At 70.5% G+C, this 23,493-nt stretch carries 19 protein-coding genes and 1 pseudogene; 6 read left to right on the forward strand and 14 right to left on the reverse strand.

Annotation, left to right across the window (positions count from 1 at the left end; all coding sequences use genetic code 11):
* Nucleotides 1-103 precede the first annotated feature (103 nt).
* Nucleotides 104-835 (reverse strand): tyrosine-protein phosphatase, encoded by a 732-nt coding sequence (locus BUB75_RS37740; protein WP_073264462.1) that lies wholly within the window; start codon nt 833-835, stop codon nt 104-106.
* 139 nt (nt 836-974) lie between these two features.
* On the opposite strand from BUB75_RS37740, the gene BUB75_RS37745 reads away from it, so the two are divergent.
* The gene (locus tag BUB75_RS37745) at nt 975-1,649 is read left to right on the forward strand and encodes an SDR family NAD(P)-dependent oxidoreductase (protein ID WP_073264464.1); all 675 of its coding nucleotides are present in this window, start codon (nt 975-977) and stop codon (nt 1,647-1,649) included.
* Between the two features lie 18 nt (nt 1,650-1,667).
* Here BUB75_RS37745 and BUB75_RS37750 read toward each other — a convergent pair.
* From BUB75_RS37750 to BUB75_RS37775, 5 genes and pseudogenes are all read right to left on the reverse strand, one after another.
* Nucleotides 1,668-2,606 (reverse strand): annotated as a pseudogene (locus BUB75_RS37750) (3-hydroxyacyl-CoA dehydrogenase); the annotation flags it as partial.
* Complete coding sequence (locus BUB75_RS37755) at nt 2,531-3,097, reverse strand: TetR/AcrR family transcriptional regulator (RefSeq protein ID WP_073264467.1); 567 nt, start codon at nt 3,095-3,097, stop codon at nt 2,531-2,533. The gene BUB75_RS37755 and the pseudogene BUB75_RS37750, both read right to left, overlap by 76 nt.
* Before the next feature lie 285 nt (nt 3,098-3,382).
* Nucleotides 3,383-3,736 (reverse strand): hypothetical protein, encoded by a 354-nt coding sequence (locus BUB75_RS37765; protein WP_073264469.1) that lies wholly within the window; start codon nt 3,734-3,736, stop codon nt 3,383-3,385.
* Entirely contained in the window at nt 3,737-8,473 is a 4,737-nt protein-coding gene (locus tag BUB75_RS37770) for a protein kinase domain-containing protein (protein WP_143175670.1), read from the reverse strand.
* 128 nt (nt 8,474-8,601) lie between these two features.
* Nucleotides 8,602-9,012, reverse strand: coding sequence for a DUF6069 family protein (locus BUB75_RS37775; protein ID WP_073264473.1), 411 nt, complete (start codon nt 9,010-9,012; stop codon nt 8,602-8,604).
* A 577-nt stretch (nt 9,013-9,589) separates the two neighbouring features.
* On the opposite strand from BUB75_RS37775, the gene BUB75_RS37780 reads away from it, so the two are divergent.
* A complete protein-coding gene (locus tag BUB75_RS37780; RefSeq protein ID WP_073264475.1) occupies nt 9,590-10,993 on the forward strand; it encodes an outer membrane protein assembly factor BamB family protein in 1,404 nt (467 codons plus the stop codon).
* A 7-nt stretch (nt 10,994-11,000) separates the two neighbouring features.
* Nucleotides 11,001-11,171, forward strand: a complete 171-nt coding sequence (locus tag BUB75_RS46765) for a hypothetical protein (protein WP_178380091.1) — start codon at nt 11,001-11,003, stop codon at nt 11,169-11,171.
* A gap of 10 nt (nt 11,172-11,181) precedes the next feature.
* On the opposite strand, the gene BUB75_RS37785 is transcribed toward BUB75_RS46765, so the two are convergent.
* Nucleotides 11,182-12,504 carry an FAD-dependent oxidoreductase gene (locus BUB75_RS37785; protein ID WP_073264477.1) on the reverse strand — a complete coding sequence of 441 codons (1,323 nt, stop codon included), beginning with the start codon at nt 12,502-12,504 and terminating at the stop codon, nt 11,182-11,184.
* A 114-nt stretch (nt 12,505-12,618) separates the two neighbouring features.
* On the opposite strand from BUB75_RS37785, the gene BUB75_RS37790 reads away from it, so the two are divergent.
* The 3 genes from BUB75_RS37790 to tsaA are packed head-to-tail and all read left to right on the forward strand — an operon-like array spanning nt 12,619 to nt 14,444.
* Nucleotides 12,619-13,089: a MarR family winged helix-turn-helix transcriptional regulator gene (locus BUB75_RS37790; protein WP_073264479.1), complete on the forward strand. Its 471-nt coding sequence runs from the start codon at nt 12,619-12,621 to the stop codon at nt 13,087-13,089.
* A gap of 6 nt (nt 13,090-13,095) precedes the next feature.
* Nucleotides 13,096-14,046, forward strand: coding sequence for a LysR family transcriptional regulator (locus tag BUB75_RS37795; protein ID WP_073264481.1), 951 nt, complete (start codon nt 13,096-13,098; stop codon nt 14,044-14,046).
* Nucleotides 14,043-14,444 carry a tRNA (N6-threonylcarbamoyladenosine(37)-N6)-methyltransferase TrmO gene (gene tsaA / locus BUB75_RS37800; RefSeq protein WP_073264483.1) on the forward strand — a complete coding sequence of 134 codons (402 nt, stop codon included), beginning with the start codon at nt 14,043-14,045 and terminating at the stop codon, nt 14,442-14,444. Before BUB75_RS37795 ends, tsaA begins: the two co-directional genes overlap by 4 nt.
* Here the strand turns inward: tsaA and BUB75_RS37805 are convergent, their stop codons facing one another.
* From BUB75_RS37805 to BUB75_RS37835, 7 genes are all read right to left on the reverse strand, one after another.
* A complete protein-coding gene (locus tag BUB75_RS37805; protein WP_073264484.1) occupies nt 14,445-14,780 on the reverse strand; it encodes a cupin domain-containing protein in 336 nt (111 codons plus the stop codon).
* Nucleotides 14,781-14,795: 15 nt separating this feature from the next.
* On the reverse strand, nt 14,796-16,004 hold the full coding sequence (locus BUB75_RS37810; protein ID WP_073264485.1) for an MFS transporter: 1,209 nt from the start codon (nt 16,002-16,004) through the stop codon (nt 14,796-14,798).
* A gap of 22 nt (nt 16,005-16,026) precedes the next feature.
* Nucleotides 16,027-16,758 (reverse strand): respiratory nitrate reductase subunit gamma, encoded by a 732-nt coding sequence (gene narI, locus BUB75_RS37815; protein ID WP_073264486.1) that lies wholly within the window; start codon nt 16,756-16,758, stop codon nt 16,027-16,029.
* Nucleotides 16,755-17,414, reverse strand: a complete 660-nt coding sequence (gene narJ, locus BUB75_RS37820) for a nitrate reductase molybdenum cofactor assembly chaperone (RefSeq protein ID WP_218618009.1) — start codon at nt 17,412-17,414, stop codon at nt 16,755-16,757. Before narJ ends, narI begins: the two co-directional genes overlap by 4 nt.
* A complete protein-coding gene (gene narH, locus BUB75_RS37825; protein ID WP_073264487.1) occupies nt 17,411-19,048 on the reverse strand; it encodes a nitrate reductase subunit beta in 1,638 nt (545 codons plus the stop codon). The genes narJ and narH overlap by 4 nt, the downstream gene beginning before the upstream one ends.
* A complete protein-coding gene (locus BUB75_RS37830) occupies nt 19,048-22,731 on the reverse strand; it encodes a nitrate reductase subunit alpha (protein WP_073264488.1) in 3,684 nt (1,227 codons plus the stop codon). The genes narH and BUB75_RS37830 overlap by 1 nt, the downstream gene beginning before the upstream one ends.
* Before the next feature lie 80 nt (nt 22,732-22,811).
* Nucleotides 22,812-23,456 (reverse strand): PadR family transcriptional regulator, encoded by a 645-nt coding sequence (locus BUB75_RS37835; RefSeq protein ID WP_084742203.1) that lies wholly within the window; start codon nt 23,454-23,456, stop codon nt 22,812-22,814.
* Between the last annotated feature and the right edge of the window lie 37 nt (nt 23,457-23,493).

The following is a 23,493-nucleotide window of genomic DNA, read 5'->3' on the forward strand; positions in this document are numbered from 1 at the left end:
CCTGAATCTTCTCCATTCCCCCGACAGACGACACCGGGGACAACGCGGCGCGTTGCCGCGATGTCCCCGGTGTGAGCGTGGTCTCCCGTGGGGGTGCGGGAGCCTACGCGCTGAGCCGACCCTCGACCAGGGCCGCCCGGAGCGCGGTGATCGCCTCGGCGGGCAGGCCATGGGACCGCAGGTACGTCTCCGGGTCGCCGATGCGGTCGAGCGCGTGCCGGATCAGCTCCGGCGGGCACGCGAGCATCTCCGCGAGCATCGCGTCGGTGTGCTCGCCGTGCGGCATCGTGGCCCGGATCTTCTCGGCGAACCCGGTCGACAGGTTCTCGGCGGTGGCCGCGTAGTCCGCTTCGATGTCGGCCGCCGAGACGCCGAGCAGCGCGTGCACCAGCGCGATGACCGTCCCGGTGCGGTCCTTGCCCGCCGTGCAGTGGACGACCGCCGGTAGCGCGTCCGGCTCCGCGAGCGCGGCGACGATCCCGGCGAGCGCGTCGCCGCAGTTGTCCACCATCAGGTCGTACGCCTCTTCGAGGCTGCGGGGTGCCCGCTCCGCGGCCAGGCCGGCGAACGCGGGCAGGTGCCGGTAGCGGATCGGCGTGTCGCCGAGGGCATCCGGTGCGACCTCGACCTCGGCGTTCTCCCGCAGGTCGATCACGGTCCGGACGCCGAGCTCGACGAGCCGCGCGCGGCCGGCGTCGTCCAGACCGGCCAGGCCGTCCGCGCGGATCAGCAGCCCCCACCGCACCGTTCCGCCGTCGGCGGTGGCGTACCCGCCTGCGTCCCGGACGTTGTACGTGCCGGGCAGCGGCAGGTTGCGGGTAGTGGCGGCCGTCATGTCGTCTCCTTCGTTCGCGTCGTTCCCGACACGAGCATCAGCCGCCCCGGTGAACGCGGAGTGAAGCGTACGGGGCGATCGTCGGCATCCACCACGTCGGTAGGCTCACTTCGGACAGCAACGTCTGGGGGAGGACAAAATGACCGGGATTGCCGTCGTCACCGGAGCGGCCGGGGCGCTGGGAAGGGCGGTGCTCGCCGAGCTGGCCGGACGCGGCGGGACGGTCGTGGCGATGGACCGGGCCGGCGATCCGCTGGACGAGGTCGGCGCCCGGGACGGCGTCCGTGTGATCGGCGTGGACCTGGCCGACCGGGCGTCGGTACTCGACGCCTGGAAGCAGGTCGACGATCTCGGGACGCCGTCCGGGCTGGTCGCGCTCGCCGGTGGGTTCGTGCCCGGCAGCCTCGCCGACCTGGACGAGCACACGTTCACCGGGCTCTGGGAGGGCAACGTCTCGACGCTGCTCTGGAGCGCACAGCAGGCCGCGGCCCGGATGCCGCGCGGCTCGTCGATCGTGACCGTCGGGTCGAAGACCGCGGTCACCGGCAAGGCACCGGTCGGGCACGCGGCGAGCAAGGCGGCGGTCGTGCGGATCACCGAGCTGCTGGCGGACGAGCTGCGGCCGGCGGGCATTCGGGTCAACGCGGTGCTGCCGTCGGTGCTGGACACGCCCGCCAACCGTAGCTGGATGTCGCCGGAGCTGGCCGCGAAGGCGGTGCGCACCGAGGCGGTCGCGAAGGTGATCGCGTTCCTGCTCAGCGACGACGCCACGCCGATCAGCGGTGCGCGCGTCCCGGTCTACGGCGACGCCTGAGGCTCCGGGGTACTCGGCTCAGGAGTACTTGTAGAAGCCCTCGCCGGTGGCGACGCCGAGCTTGCCCTTGTCGAGGAAGTTCTCCTTGAGGTGCGCCGCGAACGCCTGACGCTTCGGGTCGTCGGACGCCGCCGCGATGTTGTAGGCGGTGGTCAGCCCCACGACGTCGAAGATCTGGAACGGGCCGGCCGGCGCACCGGTACCGATCCGCCAGGTCTTGTCGATCATCTCCGGCTCCGCGATGCCGTCGACCAACAGGTCACCGGCGGCGTCCAGCAGCGGGACGAGCAGCGAGTTGAGCACGTACCCGGCCTTCTCCTTCTTGATCTCGATCGGCTCCATCCCGATCTTCGTGGCGAAGTCGGCGACCGTGCGGAACACCGCGGGGTCGGTCTGCGGCGTCCCCATCACCTCGGCGGTGTTGTGCAGCCAGATCTCGTTCGCGAAGTGCAGCGCGAGAAACTTGTCCGGGCGCCCGGTGAAGCCGGCCAGAGCGCTCGGCAACAGCGTGGACGAGTTCGTGGCGAAGATCGTCCGTTCCGGCGCCACCGCACCCAGCTGCGTGTAGAGGTCCCGCTTCAGTTCGAGCCGCTCGGGGGCTGCCTCGATCACCAGGTCGGCGTCGGCGACCGCGGCGGCCAGGTCGGACGTGTACGTGATTCGGGCCAGCGCCGCGTCGGCGTCACCGCCGGTCATCTCGCGCGCGTACCGGCCCGCCAGCCCGGTGAAGCGGGCCTTCGCGCTCTCGAGCACCTCGTCGGAGATGTCGTAGGCGGTCACCTCGAGGCCGAAGTACGCGGTCTGGAAGGCGATCTGCGAACCGAGGACGCCGGTTCCGAGCACGGTGACGCGGTTGATGGTGGTCATGGCAGTGTTCCTGTTCACGAGGTGACGACCGCGAGCTGCGCCGCGATGTCGTCGAGGGTCTCGTCGACCGGAAGGTCGTCGAGGGCGGCCGTGGCGACCGCGAGATGGAAGATCGCGAACACGACCCGAGCACGTTCTTCGCTCTCTCCGGGCCGGTCGATCGCCGCGGCGATCGCGTTCTGGAGGTCGGCGACGAGGGCCAGGCCCTCGGCGCGGTACCGCTCGGTCGCGTCACCGAACATCAGCTCGCGCTGGTAGACGCGCCCGTTGGCGAGCTGTTCGTGGTTCGACCGGACGATCGGCGCGAGTAGGGCGAGTACCCGGTCGCGCGGCGTCGAACCGGTGGCCGCCCGCTTTCCCTCCGCCAGCGCGGCGCGGAACCGGTCGTTGTAAACCATCAGCAGCAGCTCGGCTTTGGTGGACGCGTACCGGAAGAGCGTCCCGGCTCCGACGTCCGCCCGGTCGGCGATCTCCTGGGTGGTGACCGCCTCGTGGCCCCGCTCGGCGAACAGCTCGCCGGCCGCTCGTCGGATGCGCGCGAGTTTCTCCTGCTTGTTGCGCTCACGCCGCCCGATCTCCATAAAACTGAGCGTACTCCGTTATGAGTGCACTCCGTAAGCGGCGTAACCAGCGCCACACTGCTAGCGTCCGCCGAGGCGCGCGGACACGAGCTGCGCTACTCACAACTCGCCCATCCGTGTGCGCCGCGGCTCGGGGTGGTGTTGCGGGTGCAGCGCGCCGGAGACGTCGTCTTGAGCCGGCCGGTGTTGGTGTCGGAGGCCTGGGCTGATCGCTGCTGGGACACCAGCGAGTGCCCTATCCCGGCCGAGGAGTGGAACACGTTCGAGTGGTGACCGCACCCCGGCTCATCGGAACATTCTCCGACGCTGATCGGGATAGTGGATCGCCCAACCGATAAAAACCACGATCACGGCGACGACGCAGGCCACTCCGGCCAAGCCGGGCGGCGAGAGCGACCGGAACCAAGGGACGACGGCAGTAGCCACAACGGTGACCGCAGCGACGCCGAGAAGAAACGGAGCGATGAACCAGCAGTAGAAACCCGCCAGGAGCAATAAGCCCTGCCGCCGAGAGAACTGAACGCCGACTCTGGATTTGGGTGGGCGACCCGATACGACGCACGCTGCCAGTAAGAGCGGGGTGATCGGCGCGACGACGAGGTAGACGACTACCCACGCGAACGCCTGGAGGACCCGCATCTAAACAGTGTGCGACGATCCGGTCCCCGAGGTCGCCTCGGACGACGAGACACCCGTCATTCGCTCGAGTTCGGCCCGCACCCCGTCCGGACTCAACCAGCCGTAGCCGGCGTATCGCAGATCCCGCAGCAGGCGCTGGAAGTCGTCCTCGGTCCAGGAGGGGCGTCCGTGCCGGCGCAACTCTCCGTCGACGAGCGGCGTCTGCCGGGTCACGAAGACGCTCAGGAAAGGCCGGGCGCCCTCGTCCCAATCGGCCGGCTCCCGCACCGCCAGTTCCCAGTCGACTTCCCACCTCCGTAGGCCCGCGGAGGTCCCGGCGAGGGCATATCGGCCGTCGCCGCTCCAACCGACCCCACGGACATGGGTCCCGGGTAAGTCGACGGTGTGCAGGCACTGGCCGTTCGTCAGGTCCCACACCTGGAACGCCGCCGTCGGTCCCGCGATCAACGCGTACCGCCCGTCGGGGGTGAGGGCCAGCGAGCGCACGTCCCTGTCCGGTGGGGCACCGGCTGTTCCGCGACTGTCCTCGCCGACGGAGATCGAGCGCAGGCACACGCCGGTGGCGGTGTCCCAGACTCGCAGCGTCCCGTCGAACGCTCCCCCCGAGACGATCGTTCGAGCGTCGGCGCTGAACTGGAGACAGGATACGTAGCGCTCATGGCCGCGCAGAACGTGGAGGCACCGGCCGGTGGCGAGGTCCCACACCCGCAGAAATCCGGGCCGTTCCCACGGCGAACCCTCCGCTTCCTCCTCCGCCGACACAGCGAACCGGCCGTCCGGGCTGAACGCGACGGCGAGGATCTGAGCGCTCTGCGTCTCGATCACCCGGAGGCAGTGGCCGGAGTGGAGGTCCCAGACCCGGATCGTGGGATGCCGGTACTGCTCCCCCGACAGCGTCGCCCGGTACTGCTCCGCCGACAGACCCAGCCGGCCGTCCGCGCTGACGGCTGTCGAGCCCACCACTGACGTGTGGCCGCGCAGGACGTGCCGGCACCGGCCCGTCGTGAGGTCCCACACTCGCAGGGCGTAGTCGTCGTCCGGGAACGCGGACCGCCCACCGTAAGTGTTGTCCACCTGGAGGCTGCCGCTCGAAAGCGCGATCCGTGCGTCCGGGCTCATCGAGACGGCCTGGAGGACGAAGACACGTCCGTCGAGTGTCGCCACGGCGCGGTCGGCCGACACGTCCCACAGCGACAGCGTCTGGGCACCATCGTCCACGAGGACCTTCGTGCCGTCGGCGCTCAGGCACAGCGCGCGGCCCGCGGGCCGAATCCCGGTCATCGTCCGCTCCGGCCACATCGCGCGAATGCCGACGTGTCGAGACCGTTCCGCCAGTCGTCGCCACGAGGCGAGCACCGCGGACGAACGCTCCACGCTCGGAATCCGGCGCGCCTGGTCGAGCAGCGTCTTCGCGGTGACCAACCGCTGCTCGGTCATGGCTCGCTCCGCGTCCTGGATCAGGCTCTCCAACTGGACGGAACGGCGGGCCAACTCGGTGTGCTCGGCCGGGCGGCAGAGCTGCAACGGACAGACGTACGGCTCGCGCGGGGCGGTCCACTCGCGCAGCTGCCCGCGCCGATCACCGGTGAGCGCGTCGCTCCGGCCCGACGGCGTGCAGATGGCGTCCTCGAACGTGTACCGGCAGCGCCCGGTCGCCACCTCCCAGACCCGCACGTCGGAACGGTTCGTGACCAGAGGCGTGTAGTCGTTGGTCACGACCAGCGCCCCGTCGGCGCTGAAGCGGATCGACGTCACCTTCCCGCTGTGACCCTGCAGGGTCCGCAGCTGCCGACCGGTGCTGACCTCCCACACGTCCACCGCGCCGCGGTCGTTCCCGGTCAGCGCGATCCGGGCGTCGCGGTCGAGGGCGAGCGCGGTGATCGGGGTAGGACCCACGGCTATGACGGCGACGCAACGGCCGGTGGCCAGATCCCACACGCGGACGTTCTGATCGTCCGGCCCACCGCGGTAGCTGCGGTAGCTGCGGTCTGTCGAGAGCGCGAAGCGCCCGTCCTGACTCAGTCCGACCACACCGCCCGTCGTGGAGGACCGCGCCGCGTCGGTGAGGAGGTAGACCAGGCGGCCGGTGTTCAGGTCCCACACCAGCACCGCGCCGCCGGGTTCAGCGGCGACCGCCACCCGCCCGTTGCCGACCAGACAGGTCGCTTCCCGGACCTCCACACAGCGGTCGCCCGGTAGGTCCCAGAGCTTCAGCTGGTTCGACTCGTCGCGGGACAACGCGAACCGGCCGTTGTCGGCCAGGCAGACGTCTACGAGGCCGCCCCGTCCCGGTGTCCCATGTCCTGCCCTAGCGGCGGTCAGGTCACGACGTTCGCCGGTAGCGGTGTCCCAGACGTGGACGACGCCGACGCCGGAACCGGTCAGCGCGAGGCGTCCGTCTGGGCTCGAGCACACAGAGGTCAAACCGACGGACTGCGGATAACCGCGATGATCGAGGTCACGCAGGCGTTGGCCGGTCTCTCCGTCCCAGACCCCCACGACGTCACTCGCGCGGCCGCCGTTGATGCCACGGCTACGGAGCGCGCTGGAGAGCACCACCCGCCGGTCGCCGCTGACGTGTGTCGGTCGCACCGGCCGGCCGTCGTGGCCGGGGAGGGTGCAGAGCACGCGGCTGATCGCGTGGCGATCGTCCCGCGCGCGTTCGACGTCGGCGCGCACTTGTGATTCGTCGGGCGCCAGCTCTGCGGCCCGTTCCAGCAGCGGTCGGGCCGCGTCCGGGTCGCCGCGTTCGAGGTGGATCTGTCCGAGCAGGTGCACTCCCCGCCAGTTGTCGGTGTTGCCCGCGCCGACCGCCTCGAGCTCGGCGATCAGCTCGTCGTCCCGGATGAGCCCGGTCCTCCATCGCAGCAGCCCGACGTTGAACACCGCCTCCAGGTGCCGGGGATCGGTCCGTAGTGCCTCGGCGAACACGCGCTGTGCGTCGTCTTCTCGTCCCAGGTCGAGCAACGAGAGCGCGTGGTTGGTCAACTCGTCGGCCCGGAGCTGGGCAGCGGCGGGCCGGGGTCGTCCGTAGCGGGAACCGGTCTCGCTTTCGTAGGCATCAACGAGCCGGGCCGCGACGTCGTCCAGCGTCGCCGGTCGCCCGGCGGGGTCGTCGGTCAGGCAGGAGGCGAGCACGTCCGCCACCGACGACGGCATCGGTACGGCCAAGTCAGCGGCCGACTCCGGTTCGCGGTACGCGGCCAGTGCCGCCCCGGCCGCCGGTCCCGCCATCCAGGTGAGCTCGCCGGTGAACATCTCCAGCACCGTGACCGCGAAACTCCAGATGTCGCTGCGTCGGCCCACCGGGGCGCGCGCCGCCTGTTCCGGCGACGCGTAGGCGGGCGTGAGCCCTCCGACCGTGACGAGGATGCTGCCGTCCCGGAGCGCCGGCGCGGTCGCGCCACCCGTCCCGGCCGCCCGTGCCAGCCCGAAGTCGGTCACCTTGGCCGTGCCGCCGTCGGTGAGGAGGATGTTCGCCGGCTTGACGTCCTGGTGCACCACCGCGTGGCCGTGCGCGTGCGCCAAGCCCCAGGCGATCTGGATGGCCAGGTCCAGAACGCGCGCGAGCACGACGTCGGGCTCACCCTGATACAGGCGGCGGTCGTCGATCCGGTCCCGCAGGCTGCCACCGCCGACGTACTCGGCGAACACGCGCGGTACACCGTCGAAGGAACGGACGTAGTGGCAGGCGCACACGTTCGGGTGCAGGCCGAGGGACACCCACGTCTGTGCCTCCCGGACGAAGCGCTCCCGGTCCACCTCGGTGGCGAACAACTCCGGCCGAGGGCTCTTCACGGCCAGGTCGACGTCCCACGCCAGGTGCCGCACGCGGTACACCAGACCCATCGCGCCCTGACCGTGCACGTCCCGAACCTCGTAGAGATCGGCGATCCGGTCACCGACCTGCCACGCTTCGGTCTCGCGTTTCGCGCGGGGTGGACTCACCGGCGGGCCGGTCACCGGCGGCGCATCCACCGGTGGCCAGGGCCCCGGCGGGGGCCCGCCGGCCGGCTGCAGCGCCGTCGACTCGACGAGCTGCGGGCCCGGTGGCAGCGACAGCGGCCGCGCGGTCCGGACGGTCTGGGCGGTCATCGCGGCGACGCTGATCGCGAGCCAACCCGCGGCGGTCCAGGGGTTGACCCACAGGCCGATCACGCCGAGCACCACCACCGCGGCGCCCACCCCGACCAGCGCCTGTCCGACCCGGCGCACCCCCGTCATCCAGCGACGAGTGCCGATCCAGTAGGGAGCGATGCCGCTGATCAGTTCCCAGCCACCGGCCACCGTCCAGGCTCCCCAACCGAACGCGGAGGAAGCGGCGAAGAACACGATCGCGGTCGCCGGCCAGCCCACCACCAGCGCGTAGTGCCACGCCGTCGAGCGAAGCGGGCGCTCAGTGGCTCCGTACGCCGTGAGCCGGCCACGCAGGACGGCAGCGGCGGCGGCGATCACCCAGACGCTGAGACAGATCCAGCCGCTGACGCCCAGCCCGACTCCGCTCCCGACGACCAGCACAGCCGCGGCGGGCCCGGCCAGCACGTCGCCGACGTGTCGGAAGGGCCGGTTCTGTCGCGCGCCGAGGAACGACACCGCCGCCGCGACTGCGAGCGCGACAACGGCCGCGGCCGGCATCACCGCGTTGGTGTCGCGGACGGACGCGGCCACGCCGGTCGCGACCAGCAGGCCACCGGCCAGCGTCACCAACTCCATCGACGCCGAAGACCGCACAGACACGAAGCTCTCTCCCTCGGGCGTGGGCGCTGGCGAAGAGGCTCCATGCTAGGGGTCGGTATCTCGGCGGAGCGCTTGAAGCACACAGCGGGCCCGGAGCGTTTGCTCCGGGCCCGTCGCCATCTTGGGGTTCAGGCGGACATCCGTCGCGCGATGGCGGGGATGACGATCGCGGCGGCAACCACGTGGGTGACCATCAGCAGAATCTTGGTGCTGGGAGCGGCGTCCACGAGGACGTCCGGGACCAGCGAGAGCACGGTCAGCGCCACGGTGGCGCGGACGAACGTGCGGCGCGGGTGCCGGGCGAAGCGGCCGAGCGCGACGGCCAGCACCACCCCGACCAGCGAGAAGATCGCCGTCAGCTGGGTGAACCCGAGCAGCGGGATCGGCGCACCGGCGATGTCGAGGCTGATTCCGGCGGCGCGGCCGGCCGCCGCGACGGCGGTGGTGGCGATGCTCGCCGCGGCCGTGGCCGCGATCCCGGCGACGACCATGGAGCGGGTCGGGGAGACGGCCGGGAGGGTGGCGTGCGTGGTGGTCATTGCGGCCTCCGAAGCGACGGTGAGCCGGCCCTGCGCCGGTCTCTCATCACCACTACGAAGCCACCCCGCCCCCTACGACACCCGCGGTCCCGGGATAGCGGACCCATCCAGGGCAGCCCCAGCTACCCCAAGCGGGTCCACTCCCCTGACCAGCGATTCCGGAGACGAACGGCACCGTCGAGTGGGACCGCCTCTCCGCGAGGAAGCCGCCGGCTAGAACTGTGATTCACTCCAGCGGTGCCCCTGGGCGCACGCGCGGTTGGGCGTCGGCTCGGGCCCTTCGGGCAGAACGCAGCCGCCGAGCGCCACCTGCCCGGCCTCAGCAGCCTCGAAGGTCTCCAGGTCAGGCATACCGAACAGCAACGGCACACTCGGCGCGTCGCACGTGGGACAGGTCGGGTTCACGTCTCCACACGTTAGACGCCCCGCTCGGGGTGGTCCGCGGACGGTAGCCTGCGTCGACAACCGCGGCTTCTACCGGCCCCACATCCTGCTGCGCCGGATGCCCCCGCTGCCGCCGGTGGACATCGACTGAGTCCGGCTCCCCGGCTGGCGCCCGTGGCCCATACTCGCGACCGTGACCGAGATCTCTCGCCGATCGGCGCTGCTGGCCCTCGCCGGTGTCGGAGCGGTGACCGCCGCCGGGGGCGTTGCCTGGGCCGCGCTCCGGGACGACGCCTCCGAGTCGGGAACTCTGGAATCGATCCGCGCGCGTGCCTGGCGCGCCAGCATCGGCCACGACCAGTTCACGCCGCCGGTCCACAAGGACGGCACGCTGTACTGCTACGACCCGCAGGGCGTCGCGTACGCGCTCGATCTCCGCACCGGCGCCCTGCGGTGGAAATACGCGACGAACCTGCACCCGGCTCTCGCCGGCCCGGTTCCGGCCGGCAATCGGCTGATCGTCGGGGGCGCCACCGGCCCGGTCGCCGACACCACGACCGGCAAGCTCCTCGCCCTCGACCGCGAGACCGGCCGCGTGGCGTGGCAGCACTCACTCGCGGTTCTTCCGGTGGCAAAACCCATTCCCGGTACCGACCTGCTCGGGGTCGGCGACCAGTCCGGCCTCATTTCCGGCCGTAACATCGACGACGCACGCGAAGCCTGGCGAATTCCGGCTCGGGTCAGCGGGACGGACAACTTCAACGGGATCGTCCGGCTCGAGGCATCCGACGAACGCCTCTACGCGGTGTACGAGCACAGCGCGCTGGATTCCAGGACGCACATGCTGACCGCGATCGACGAGGGCGGGGCGGTCCTCTGGAGCGTCGATCGACAGTGGAGGCCCAGGAAGGCTCGCCGGGCCGATCCGGGCGGAGAGCCGCAACTCGTCACGTGGCTGAAGCCCGGGAGTGACGGCCTCCTGCACGTCCTTCGCTCCCCCACCAGCACGGACGGCTACGGCGTCGACGACCCGTCCACCAGCGAAGAGCTGATCACCTGCCGAGCGGATACCGGCGAGGTGGTCTGGCGGCTCGAGGCCCACCGCATCGACGCGCCCCCGAGGCTCGTCGACGGCGTCATTTATCTGAAGGCCAAGCGGCGGGCATCAGACCCGGCAGAGGTCCGCGCGATCGATGCCCGGACCGGAGAGGTGCGGTGGTCGTACACGTCGGCGGGGAGCGTCGTCGCGATGCTGGAGCGCTCCGACCAGACCATGATCGCCGTCGGGCGGGACGCGGTCTGCGCGGGCGGCGGCTTCGGTTTTGTGGTTCTCGATCGCGACTCCGGTAAGGAGCTCTGGTCCGCCCCCGAAGCGCGCGGGTACTTCGGGCGGGAACCGGTCGCGTCGGACGACGCGGTGTTCGTGACCGAGAGCAGCAATGAGAACTCGGTCGTCCGCGCCTGGCAGCTGCGCGACGGCAAACCGTTGCGCACCCAGGAAGGGCTCGCGGTCAGCGTCCACCTGCTGGTGGAGGACAACGTGTTGATCGCGACGACCGTGCAGGCGATCCACGCCTACCCGCTCCCGCTGAACTGACCCCTCGGTGCGCGCGGATCCGTTCCCGGTAGTTCTGCTGAGCGCCGGCGCCGTCGGTGCCGTGGCGGCGGCCCTCGCCGGTCGGTTCGACGGCGCGATCGCGGACTTGGACCGCACCGCCGAACTCGTCGGACGGATCGAGCTCGGCATGCGGCCTCGTCCGACCGACCTGCTCTGACCGCCTGCGCTCAGGCGGCGTCGGGTGCCCGAACGGTCCGGAGGCCGGCGAGGAACTTCCGCCGGAGCGCCGGGACCTTGCCGGTGAGCGCGAAGTAAGTTCGGGCGCCGGCGAGAGCCAGCCGTCCGACGACCCCGGACTTGTAGAGCGGATCGCCGGCGGAGGTGCCGTTGTTGTCGAGGGAGGCCGCGACCCGGGCGGTGCCGTTGGGCAGCATCGCCAGCTCGTAGTCCCCGATCGCCGCCACGACGTCCTTGCGGCCCTCGGAGGCCGCCGTGAGTTCGCGGCAGAGGACCGCGGCGTCCCACAGTGCGGTGTTCGCGCCGACGCCCTGGCCGGGGGTCATCGTGTGGATGGCGTCACCGAGCAGCGTGACGGTCGTCGGCGTCCACGCGGGGACCGGCGCCGACGTGGCGATCCGGAGCGCGAACGCCGCGTCGGGGTCAGAGAGCGTGAAAAGGCGGCGAAGGCTCGGATGCCAGTCGGTCGTCGCGTCGAGCGCAGCGCCGATCAGGTCGTGGCCACGCCGGTCGGCGATCCGCTCGGGGAATCGGTCGTGGACGCTCCACACGGAGAGGTTGACGTAGTCGCGGGAGCTGTCGAACTGCAGCCCGGACCAGGCGTCCAGGAGCGCGGCGTCGGCGGGGTCCTTCGGCCGTCCCTCGGCGTCCCAGGGGAACTCCATCACGTGCAGCATCCCGACCATCCCGCGCCGTCCGAAGATCAGCGACAGTCCATTGAGCACCTCGGGGCTCAACAATGCCCGCGTTTCCGCGGTCAACGGCGTCTTGGTGGCGATCGCGGTGATCCCGGTGTCGGTCACGGTCGCGTGCGGGAGGTACTGCCGCCGGACCGCGGATCGGGTGCCGTCGGCGGCCACGAGGACGTCGCCGGTCGCCTGGCTGCCGTCGGAGAAGAACGCGGTCACGGTGCCGTCGGGGTTTGTCTCGTACCGGGTGAACTCGCTGCCGTACCGCACCACGTCGTCCATGTCGGTGAACAGCACCTGGCGGAGCGTCGACCGGGAGACCGAGCGTTCGGCCTGGACGGCGAACCGGTCGGTGGGTAACGGGATGGACGCGGTGTGTTTCATCCCTTCGGTCAGCACGTTGAAGTACGACGGCGCCCGCGCGCAGGTCGCCACGAACGTGTCGAACAGCGTCGGTGGCAGGCAGTCGTGCAGCGCCTGGCTGCCGATCGCGTCGATGCCGACGCGGTAGCCGTAGAGGCCGTCGCGGCGCGATCCGTACCGCTCGTACACCGTCACGTGCACGCCGGCCTTCTTCAGCCCGTGTGCCAGGCACATCCCGCCGGTGCCACCGCCGATGACCATGACTCGCACAGTGATCCCCTCTCCTCCGGGATAGCTTGAAAATCAAGCTATCTGAGCGTAGGCACAGACTCCCTTGAAAATCAAGTAGTCTCCGGGCAACCGGAAGGGAGCCAGATGGCGAGCACGATGCAGGACACGTTGAGCGAACTCGGGCGCATCGTGCAGAGCTATCAAGCGGCCAACGACGACACCGATCGGGAAACCGCCCGGATCCTCCGGGTGAACCGGACCGACCTGCGCTGCCTGGAGTTGCTTCTGGACTCCGGCGGCGTCACCCCCCGGTCGCTCGGAGACCGGCTCGGCCTCACCACCGGGAGCGTGACCGCGATGCTCGACCGGCTCGAACGCCTCGGGTTCCTGACCCGCAACCCACATCCGGACGACGGCCGCAAGCTCGTCGTCACGATCACCAGCCAGGGCGCCGAACGGTGTTATGCGCTCTTCGCACCGCTGGTCGACGAGGGCAGTCGCGTGATGGCCGAGCAGTTCACCGTCGACGAACTCCAGCTCGCCATTCGGTTCCTCCGCACGCTCACCGACGTGCAGAATCGCCACGTCAGCCGGCTCGCCGATCATGGGCGGTAGAGATCGATGGACACCGAGGCGGTGCGGTCGTTCGTCCGCGCGGCCGAGCTCGGCCAGCTACGCCACGCGGCCGACGAGCTCGGCGTCACACAGCAGGCCGTGTCGAAGCGGATCGCCGCCCTCGAGCGTGAGCTCGACGTCCGGCTGTTCACCCGCACCCCTCGCGGGGTCGAGCTGACCCTCGACGGCCAAGCGTTCCTCCCGCACGCGCGGAACATCGTCACCGGTGTCGATCGGGCGATCACCGCGATCAAGCCGGGCTCGCGGGCCCTCCGGATCGACGTCCTCGGCCTGCGATCGGCGCAGGCCGTCGTCCTGCACGACTACTGGCGGTCACACCCACAGACCGACCTCGACGTGGTGACGCTCAAGGTCAACGATCCGGGCGTCGCGGTTGCCGCCGTCCGGTCAGGCGAGATCGACGCCTCGTTCCGCTCGGTCACCGACCCGGCCACGCTGCCGCGCGACGTGCGGATGATCCACGCGTTCGACTCGCCGACGGAACTCCTCGTCGGTCCGGCGCACCCACTCGCCGCCGCGCGCACGCTGACACCGTCCCAGCTGCGCGGGCACCGGATCTGGGTGCCGGGGATCGCGCCGGGAAGCGAATGGGCGGACTTCTACGAGCAGCTCGCCGCGGCGTTCGACCTTCGCGTCGACGCCACGGGCCCGAACTTCGGCAACGAGGTCCTTCTCGACGTCCTCGCGGACTCCACCGACGTGGCGACGCTCGTCGGCTCGCGCGACCGGTATCTCTGGCCGGCGAGCTACGACCTGCGCCGCATCCCGATCGTGAACCCGACGCTCGCTTACCCGCTCTCGCTGATCCTCCCCAGGGAGAATCCACACCCCGGACTCCGGGCGATCATCGACCACTTCGGAAGCCTGCCGCCGCTCCCCGAGACGACGTGGCGGCCGTCCTGGGCGGTAGCGCCCCGCACGAGGGAGGACGCATGACCTACCAGCTTCGTCCGATCGGTGTCGTCGAGTCACCCCTGGTCGATCGTGAGAAGGCACCCAAGCAGGGCGTGCAAGGCAGTCCCGAGGCGTGGCTGGTGTTCGACCCCGCCGTGGCCGACGGCCTTCGGGACCTCGCGGTCGGCGACGACGTTTTCGTCCTGACCTGGCTGCACCTCGGCGACCGATCCGTGGTGGCCGTCCATCCCCGCGACGACCCGCGGACCCCGCTGACCGGCGTGTTCAGCACCCGGTCTTCCGACCGGCCCAACCCGATCGGTCTGCATCGGGTTCGGGTGCTCACGATCGACGGGCTCCGGGTGCGGGTGGCTGACCTCGAGGCCGTCGACGGCACGCCGATCGTCGACCTCAAACCGGTTTTGGACGCCACACGCTAGCTATCCCGGAATTTTCGCCACGGTGAGCAGCACGGCGGCGTCCTCGACGGCGTGCAGCGCATGCCGCGTCGGCGGCACGATCAGCAGGTCGCCCGTGCTGCCGTCCCAGGAGTCGTCGCCCGCGACGAGCCGCACCCGGCCGTGCAGGACGTGAACCGTGGCCTCGCCCGGGTTCTCGTGCTCGGAGAGAGACTCACCGGCGCGCAGCGCGATGACCGTCTGCCGAAGGACGTGTTCGTGCCCGCCGTACACGGTGTGTGCGCTGCGGCCATGGGGCTCGCGGGCAGCGGCTTCCAATTGCTGACGCGCAGCGGCGACCAGCGATAACTTCTGCACGCGCTCTACCTCTTCCTAGTGGCTGCGCGCGGGGGTGGCGACCGTGCGCATCGCGAATTGTGTGTAGACGGCGGCCACCAGCGCGGTGATCGCCAGCAGAGCCAGGCCCGGCTTGTAGTTGCCGACCCAGCCGTAGATGGCACCCATGACCAGCGGCGGCGCGAACCCACCGAGGCCGCCGGCCGCGCCGACGATGCCGGTGACCGATCCGACCGTGCCGGGCGGCGCGACCAGGGCCACGAGCGCGAACACCGCCCCGGAGGAGGCACCCAGCGCCGCGGCCATCGCGAGGAACGCGATCGTGCCGACCGCGGCGAGCGGCCGTTCGAGGGCCGAGATGCCGGCGAACACCGCGACGACGAGGAAACAGGCGACCAGCACGCGGACCGGGTGCAGCCGGTCGGAGAGCCAGCCGCCGACCGGGCGCATCGCGACCGCGAGCACGACGAACCCCGCGGTACGGACGGCCGCGTCGCCGGGCGTCAGGCCGTAGGCGTCCTTGAGGTAGGTCGGCAGGTAGACGCTGAACGCGACGAAACCACCGAAGCCCACCGCGTAGAGGAACGACAGCTGCAGGGTCACCGGGAGCTTGAACGTGTTCCAGGCGCGCTTGACCGCGCTGCCCTGCGGGACCTGTCTGCCGGGGGCGTCGCGGAGCACGAGGTAGCCGACGACCGCGTAGATCGCCAGCGCGATCGCGACGAGCGTGAACGGGAACGTCAGGCCGACGTTGTCCTTGAGCGCCACGGTGGTGAACGCCGAGATCGCGGTGCCGCCCATGCCGATCCCGAAGATGCCGAGCGCGGTGCCGCGCTTGGCCGGCGGGAACCAGGCGTTCACCAGCGGGACGCCGACCGCGAACGTGGTGCCGCCGAGCCCGAGGGCGGTGCCGCCGATGAGCATCAGCGTCAGCGAGTCGGTGGCCACGTAGCCGACGAACAGCACCGGGATGATCGTCAGCGCGGAGATCAGCGGGAACATCGTCCGGGCACCGAACCGGTCGGTGAGCGCGCCGACCGGGATGCGCCCCAGCGAGCCGACGACGACCGGCACGGCGACGAGCAGCGACTTCTGCATCGCGGTCAGCTCGAGGTGACCGGCGAAGTAGGTGCCGAGCGGGCTGATCAGGGCCCACGCCCAGAAGTTGACCAGGAAGCCGACGGTGGCGACGGCCAGCATCACCCAGGCTTGCCGGGGCACCGTCGACTCGGTGTGCGAAGACATCAGGGTTCTCCTTACCGCGAGTTCAGCGGCGGGTCTGGCCGACCCGCTCCCAGCCACGTGCGCTGGCGCGGGTGCCGAGCTGCGGCGTCCGGCTCCGGTAGACGATGTAGGGCCGCGTGAAGTACCCGATCGGGGCGCTGAAGACGTGGACGAGCCGGGTGAACGGCCAGATCGCGAACAGCAGGCACGCCGACAGCGCGTGCAGCTGGTAGCCGATCCCGGCGTCGGCCATCAGGTCGGCGTCCGGCCGGAAGTAGAAGAGGCTGCGGAACCAGGGCGAGACGCTCTCCCGGTAGTCCGAGGACTGCCCGATCACGTTGCCCAGCACGGTGTTGCTCAGGCCGAACAGGATCGTGGCCGTGAGCACGACGTACATCAGCTTGTCGTTGCGGGTGGTGGCGGAGAAGACCGGCCCGACCGTGCGCCTGCGGTAGATCAGGATCGCCAGCCCGGCCAGCGTGCAGAACCCCGCGACCGCGCCGGTGGCGACCGCGATGATGTGGTACGCGTGCTCGCTGATCCCGACCGCGTCGGTCCAGGACGACGGGATGCCGAGCCCGATGACGTGGCCACCGAGCGCCGCGAGGATTCCGAAGTGGAACAGCGGGCTCCCCCAGCGCAGCAACCGACGCTCGTACAGCTGGGTGGAGCGGGTGGTCCAGCCGAACTTGTCGTAGCGGTAACGCCAGTAGTGGCCCACGACAAAAACCGCGAACGCGATGTACGGGACGATCACCCACAGCAGGATGTTCATACGGGGACTCCCGGGATGTACTCGGGCGGCGCGAACGGCGTCGTGCCGTAGGGATCCAGGCCGACCTCTTCGGTCGGGGGGCCGGACCGGGCCAGCGCGAGGGCGGCCTCCCGGTCGTCGGCCCGCACCGGCGGCAGCGTGGCGCAGACCGCGCGCAGCACGTCGGCGTAGGGCGAACCGCGTTCCTCCAGCGACAGCCGGATCAGCTCCAGCCCGGCGCGGTGCTCCTGCAGCAGAATCTCGGCGCGGTGGGCGTCACCGGTGGCGGCGAACTCCAGCACGACGCAGAGGTGATCGGGCAGCTCGCCGTGGTCGAGGACCAGCCCGGCGCGCGAGTAGAGGTGCTTGAACCGCAGCAGGGCCATCCCGCGCTTGCGGGTGTCGCCGTACCGGTAGTACGTGAGGTACAGGCAGCAGCGGCGGCGCAGGTCGAACGTCTCGACGTAGGCGGTCTGCAGCACCACCAGCGGGCCGGCCTCCACATGGTCGACGACCCGCCGCAGCGGGTCGGCCAGCCGCGCGGGCAGCGAGTCGAGGGCCGCGCGCAGCAGCGGAACGCGGGCGACCAGTTGCTCGTCCGGGTAGTCCAGCAGCAGCGAGGCGACCTGCCGGACGGTGGCGACCTGCACCGGCGAGAACGCGGTCCGGCGCTTCACGACTCGGACTCCGGCTTCGGCGGGAACAACCCTTCGGGCTGTCCCTTGCCGTCCCAATTCAGCAAGTTCACCCGGGCCGTGTCGCTTCCCTGGCGCCGCGCGAGCATGTGGAAGTTCTCCACCGCGATCGGCGTGACGCCGCCGGACGTCTCACCGAACGGTCCCCAGCCACCCATGCCGGGCCCGCCGTCGTAGTCCAGCGAGCACCCGGTGTCCAGCTCCTCCTGCGAAGGTCCCTGTTCGGCGTGAGCGGTCGGGATCACGTAGCGCTCGTCGTACTTGGCGACGGCCAGCAGCCGATGCATGTCCCGTACCTGGTCCCCGGTCATCCCGACCGCGGCCGCGATCGACTCCTGCGGCGGCCGCCCGAGGTTGAGGTCCCGCATGTAGGAGCGCATCGCCCCGAGCTTGCGCAGGACGCCGGTCACCCGATCGGCGTCACCGGCGGTGAACAGCTCCGCGAGGTACTCCACCGGGATACGCAGTGCCTCGATCGCACCGAAGAGGTTGCCGGCGTTCTCCCCGTCGTGACCGGTCTGGGTCAGCGCGTCGACGACCGGCGAGAGCGGCGGGATGTACCAGACCATCGGCATCGTCCGGTACTCCGGGTGCAGCGGCAGCGCGACCTCGTAGCCGTTGATCAGCGCGTAGATCGGCGACCGCTGCGCGGCGTCGATCCAGTCCCTCGGAATGCCCGCCTTCGCGGCCGCGTCGACCACCCGCGGGTCGTGCGGGTCGAGGAGCAGCGAGCGCTGGGCCTCGTACAGGTCCTTCGGGTCGGGTGTGGACGCTGCCTCCAGCACGCGGTCGGCGTCGTAGAGCACGATGCCGATGTAACGGAGCCGCCCGACGCAGGTCTCCGAGCAGACCGTCGGGATACCGACCTCAACACGCGGGAAGCAGAACGTGCACTTCTCGGCCTTGCCGGTGCGGTGGTTGAAGTACACCTTCTTGTACGGGCAGCCGGTCACGCACGCGCGCCAGCCGCGGCAGCGGTCCTGGTCGACCAGGACGATCCCGTCCTCGGCCCGCTTGTAGATCGCCCCGGACGGGCAGGACGCCGCGCAGGACGGGTTGATGCAGTGCTCGCAGATGCGCGGCAGGTAGAACATCGACGTCTGCTCGAACTGCTTCTTGACCTCGTCGGAGAGCCGCCGCAGCACCGGGTCGTCCTGGGTGAGCTCCGGCGCACCGCCGAGGTTGTCGTCCCAGTTCGCGCTCCACTCGATCTTCATCGGCTGGTCGGTGAGCAGCGATCGGGGCTGCGCGACCGGCGTGTGCTCCTGCAGCGGCGCGTCGAGCAGCGTGTCGTAGTCGTACGTCCACGGCTCGTAGTAGTCGTTGATCGAGGGCTGCACCGGATTGGAGAAGATCGTCAGCAAACGCTTGAGCCTGCTGCCGGTCCGCAGCCGCAGGCGGCCGTTCCGGCCGATTTCCCAGCCGCCCTTCCACTTGTCCTGGTCCTCGTACGTCCGCGGGTAGCCCTGGCCGGGCCGGGTCTCGACGTTGTTGAACCAGACGTATTCGACGCCGGAGCGGTTGGTCCAGGCTTGTTTGCAGGTCACCGAGCAGGTGTGGCACCCGATGCACTTGTCGAGGTTCATCACCATGCCCATCTGGGCCATGACGCGCATCAGTACTGCACCTCCTGCGAACGGCGGCGGATGACCGTGACCTCGTCGCGCTGGTTCCCGGTCGGGCCGAGGTAGTTGAACGCGAAGCTGAGTTGCGCGTAGCCGCCGATCAGGTGCGTCGGCTTGAGGAACAGCCGGGTCAGCGAGTTGTGGATGCCGCCGCGCTTGCCCGAGGTCTCGGCGCGGGGGACGTCGATCAGGCGGTCCTGCGCGTGGTGCATGTAGACGGTCCCGGCCGGCATCCGCTGCGAGACGATCGCCCGGGCGACGACGACCCCGTTGCGGTTGACCGCCTCGATCCAGTCGTTGTCGCGGACACCGATCGTCGCCGCGTCCTGGGTGCTCATCCAGATCAGCGGCCCGCCCCGGGACAGCGACAGCATGAACAGGTTGTCCTGGTACTCGGAGTGGATCGACCACTTGTTGTGCGGCGTGAGATACCGGACGGTCAGCCCGAGCTCGCCCCTGTTGCCCAGCTGCGGCTCGCCGTAGAGCGCGTGCATGTCCAGCGGCGGCCGGAACACCGGCAGGTTCTCGCCCACCTCGGTCATCCAGTCGTGGTCGAGGAAGAAGTGCATCCGCCCGGTGAGCGTGTGCCACGGCTTGAGACGCTCGACGTTGACCGTGAACGGCGAGTACCGCCGTCCGCCGTGCTCGCTACCGGACCACTCCGGCGAGGTGATCACCGGCGTCGGCCGGGACTGGGTATCGGCGAACGTGACGAGCTTGCCCTCGTGCTCGGCGGCCAGGTCGGCCATCCGGGTGCCGGTGCGCTCCTCGGCGAACCGGAAGCCCTGGGTCGCCAGGCGTCCGTTGGTCGTCCCCGACAGGGCCAGGATCGTCTCGCACCAGTGCACGTCCCGGGAGAGCGACGGCCGGCCGGCGGCCGCACCGGACCGGACCGGGCCGTTCTTGCCGCGCAGGTACTCGACTTCCTTGTCGGGTGTGGTGGTCACGCCCTTGATCTGCAACCCGGCCTGCTCGACGAGCGGCCCGAGCGCGGCCCACTTGTCGGCCACCGCCGCGTAGTCGCGTTCGACGACGACGAACTTCGGCATGGTCTTGCCGGGGATCGGCTCGCACTCACCGGCTTTCCAGTCCCGGACGACGCCCCGCGGGTTCGCCAGCTCGTCCGGGGTGTCGTGCAGCAGCGGTACGGCGACCAAGTCACGCCGCACTCCGAGGTGCGTCGCGGCGAGCCGGCTGAACGCCGCCGCGATCGTGCCGAACGAGTCGAAGTCGGTGCGGGTCTCCCAGGGCGGCGCGATCGCCGGGTTGAACGAGTGCACGTACGGGTGCATGTCGGTGGTGTTGAGGTCGTGCTTCTCGTACCAGGTCGCGGCCGGGAGGACGACGTCCGCGAACACCGTCGTGCTGGTCATCCGGAAGTCCAGCGCCAGCAGCAGATCGAGCTTGCCGGTGGGCGCCTGGTCTCGCCAGACGAGCTCGCGCGGGCGGGCCTCCGGTGGCGTCTCGGTCGCCCGGAGCGATGAGTCGGTGCCGAGCAGGTGCCGCAGGAAGTACTCGTTGCCCTTGGCCGAGGAGCCCAGCAGGTTCGCGCGCCAGACCGTGAGGATCCGCGGGAAGTTCTCCGGTGCGTCCGGGTCCTCGCCGGCGAACCGGAGGCTGCCGTCGTCCAGGCCGTCGAGCACGTGCTGCGCGGGTTCCTTGCCGGCTGCGGCGGCCTCGTCGGCCAGGTCCAGCGGGTTCCGGTTGAACGTCGGGTGCGACGGCATCCAGCCCATCCGCGCGGAGATCGCGAGGACGTCGGCGGGCGCCTTCCCGGCGAAGCGCCCGGTGCCCAGCGGTGAGGCGAGCCCGTCGAGCGTCGTCTGGTCGTAGCGCCACTGGTCGGTGTGGAGGTACCAGTACGCCGTCTGGATCATCTGCCGCGGCGGGCGCGCCCAGTCGAGCGCGAACGCGAGCGTGGTCCACCCGGTGACCGGCCGGCACTTCTCCTGCCCGACGTAGTGCGCCCAGCCACCGCCGTTGACGCCCTGGCAGCCGGTCAGCGTCGTCAGCGTGAGGAACGCCCGGTAGATCGTGTCGGAGTGGAACCAGTGGTTGGTGCCCGCGCCCATGATGATCATCGACCGGCCACCGGAGTCCTCGGCGTTCTGCGCGAACTCCCGGCCGATCCGGGCGGCCGCGGCCGCGGGCACGCCGGTGAACTGCTCTTGCCAGGCCGGTGTGTACGGCTGCGACGCGTCGTCGAGGCCGCTCGGCCACTCCCCCGGCAGGCCGGGCCGTCCCACCCCGAACTGGGCGAGGAGCAGGTCGAAGACGGTCGTCACCAGGTGGCCCCCGACGCGGCGCACCGGGACGCCGCGCCGCAGCGTCGCGCCCTCGCCGCGCGGAGTGTCGAAGCGAGCCAGGTCCACCGGCGCCGCGTCGCCGCCGTCGAGGGTCAGCAGCGGGTCGACCTCGCCGAGGTCGAGGTTCCACCGTCCCTTGCCGCTCTCGCCGAAGCGGAAGCCCAGCGAGCCGTTCGGCACGTGCGGGTCGCCGGTCGCGGCGTCGATCAGGACGGTCTTGAAGTCGGCGCCCTCGGTGGTGTCGCCCAGGTCCGCGGCGGTGAGGAACTTGCCCGGGACGTACGCGTCGCCGCGCTGCTCGAGCGTGAGCAGGAACGGCAGGTCGGTGAAGCGTTTGACGTAGTCGGTGAACCGCGGGACCTGCCGGTCGACGAAGAACTCCTTGAGGACGACGTGGCCCATGGCCATCGCGAGCGCGCCGTCGGTGCCGGGGTGCGGTGCCAGCCATTCGTCGGCGAACTTCGTCGCGTCGGAGTAGTCCGGCGACATCACGACGACCTTCTGCCCCCGGTAGCGGGCCTCGGTCATCCAGTGCGCGTCGGGGGTGCGGGTGACCGGCACGTTCGAGCCCCACAGCATCAGGTACGAGGCGTCCCACCAGTCCCCGGACTCGGGGACGTCGGTCTGGTCGCCGAACATCTGCGGCGAGGCCACCGGCAGGTCCGCGTACCAGTCGTAGAACGACAGCATCGGCGCACCGATCAGCGCCATGAACCGCGCTCCGGCGGCGTGCGAGACCATCGACATCGCCGGGATCGGGGAGAACCCGGCGATCCGGTCCGGCCCGAACGTCTTGATCGTGTACACGTGCGCCGCGGCGACCATCTCGGCCGCCTCGTCCCAGGTGGCCCGGACCAGCCCGCCCTTACCCCGGTGCGACTTGTACAGCCGGGACCGCTCCGGGTCGGTCACGATGTCCGCCCAGGCCAGGACCGGGTCGCCGAGACGCTGTTTGGCCTCCCGGTACATCTGCAGCAGCGAACCGCGGACGTACGGGTAGCGGACGCGGGTCGGCGAGTACGTGTACCAGGAGAACGCCGCACCACGGGGGCAGCCGCGCGGCTCGTACTCCGGGCGGTCGGGGCCGGTCGACGGGTAGTCGGTCTGCTGGGCCTCCCAGGTGATGATGCCGTCCTTGACGAACACCTTCCACGAGCAGGACCCGGTGCAGTTGACGCCGTGCGTCGAGCGCACCACCTTGTCGTGGGCCCATCGGTCCCGGTAGAAGCTGTCCGCGTCCCGGCCGCCGATCTGGTGCAGCGAGCGCAGGTCCGCGCTCACCTCCCCACGGCGGAAGAAACGCGACGTGCGCACCAGGCTTTCCTCGAGTGGGCTGTCCAACCCACCCCTCGACTGTGTGCTGCTCACCAGTGAGCTCCTCGACGCTCGGCGTGCTCTCGCCGCTGAACGTCGCACACATACGGTGTTCACAACACGGTACAAAGTCCCTATTGCGGCGTGTCGATGGAACGCAGGGCACGTTCGAGCAGGTTCCGGAGGTTCGCGTCGATCGGCACGTCCGACGTCGTCGCGTCCCAGCCCTCCACGAGTTCGGCCGTCTGGTCGGCGAACCGCCGGATCAGGCCGAACAGCTCGCCGTAGAAGCCCACCAGGAGCGCGATCAGGTGGAGGCGCTCCGGGAACGGGCCGCCGGTCTCCAGATAGTTCTCGATCTGCGAGCGGGACGCGGCCATCTCGGCGTCGGCCCAGGCTCCGGTCGAGCGCAGCGACCGGAGCAGCTGTTCGGGGGTGCCCTGGTCGGCGAAGATCAGCCGGAGCATCACCTCCAGCTCGAACAGCGGAGTAGCGGGCTCGGTGTCCAGCCACTCCTGCAGCGCGCGGCGGCCGGCGGCGGTGATGTGGTACTGCGCCCGGGTCCGGTCACCGCGGCGCTGGTGGCTGACCTCGGCGAGACCGGCTTCGACCAGCTTCTTCGGCTCGGTGTAGAGCACGCTCTCGGACTTCGGCCAGACGTAGTGCAGGCTGCGCCGCATCTGCTGGGTCAGCTCGTAGGCGGTCCACGGCTGGACCGCGAGCAGCCCGAGCAGCGCGTACGACGTCGTGGTGAGACGGGGCGGCGGCGAGGAAATCACGCTGTGAAACTACTCCGATTCGGAGTAGGGTCGCGAT

The organism is Cryptosporangium aurantiacum, assembly GCF_900143005.1.
Classification (GTDB): domain Bacteria; phylum Actinomycetota; class Actinomycetes; order Mycobacteriales; family Cryptosporangiaceae; genus Cryptosporangium; species Cryptosporangium aurantiacum.

Excerpts from the sequence above, each read along its gene's own strand:
- tsaA (WP_073264483.1), top strand. The coding sequence starts at position 14,043 with ATGACCTACCAGCTTCGTCCGATCGGTGTCGTCGAGTCACCCCTGGTC.
- BUB75_RS37790 (WP_073264479.1), top strand. The coding sequence starts at position 12,619 with ATGGCGAGCACGATGCAGGACACGTTGAGCGAACTCGGGCGCATCGTG.
- narI (WP_073264486.1), bottom strand. The coding sequence starts at position 16,758 with ATGAACATCCTGCTGTGGGTGATCGTCCCGTACATCGCGTTCGCGGTT.
- BUB75_RS37740 (WP_073264462.1), bottom strand. The coding sequence starts at position 835 with ATGACGGCCGCCACTACCCGCAACCTGCCGCTGCCCGGCACGTACAAC.
- BUB75_RS37765 (WP_073264469.1), bottom strand. The coding sequence starts at position 3,736 with ATGCGGGTCCTCCAGGCGTTCGCGTGGGTAGTCGTCTACCTCGTCGTC.
- BUB75_RS37795 (WP_073264481.1), top strand. The coding sequence starts at position 13,096 with ATGGACACCGAGGCGGTGCGGTCGTTCGTCCGCGCGGCCGAGCTCGGC.
- BUB75_RS37810 (WP_073264485.1), bottom strand. The coding sequence starts at position 16,004 with ATGTCTTCGCACACCGAGTCGACGGTGCCCCGGCAAGCCTGGGTGATG.
- BUB75_RS37755 (WP_073264467.1), bottom strand. The coding sequence starts at position 3,097 with ATGGAGATCGGGCGGCGTGAGCGCAACAAGCAGGAGAAACTCGCGCGC.
- BUB75_RS37775 (WP_073264473.1), bottom strand. The coding sequence starts at position 9,012 with ATGACCACCACGCACGCCACCCTCCCGGCCGTCTCCCCGACCCGCTCC.
- BUB75_RS37745 (WP_073264464.1), top strand. The coding sequence starts at position 975 with ATGACCGGGATTGCCGTCGTCACCGGAGCGGCCGGGGCGCTGGGAAGG.
- BUB75_RS37785 (WP_073264477.1), bottom strand. The coding sequence starts at position 12,504 with ATGGTCATCGGCGGTGGCACCGGCGGGATGTGCCTGGCACACGGGCTG.
- narH (WP_073264487.1), bottom strand. The coding sequence starts at position 19,048 with ATGCGCGTCATGGCCCAGATGGGCATGGTGATGAACCTCGACAAGTGC.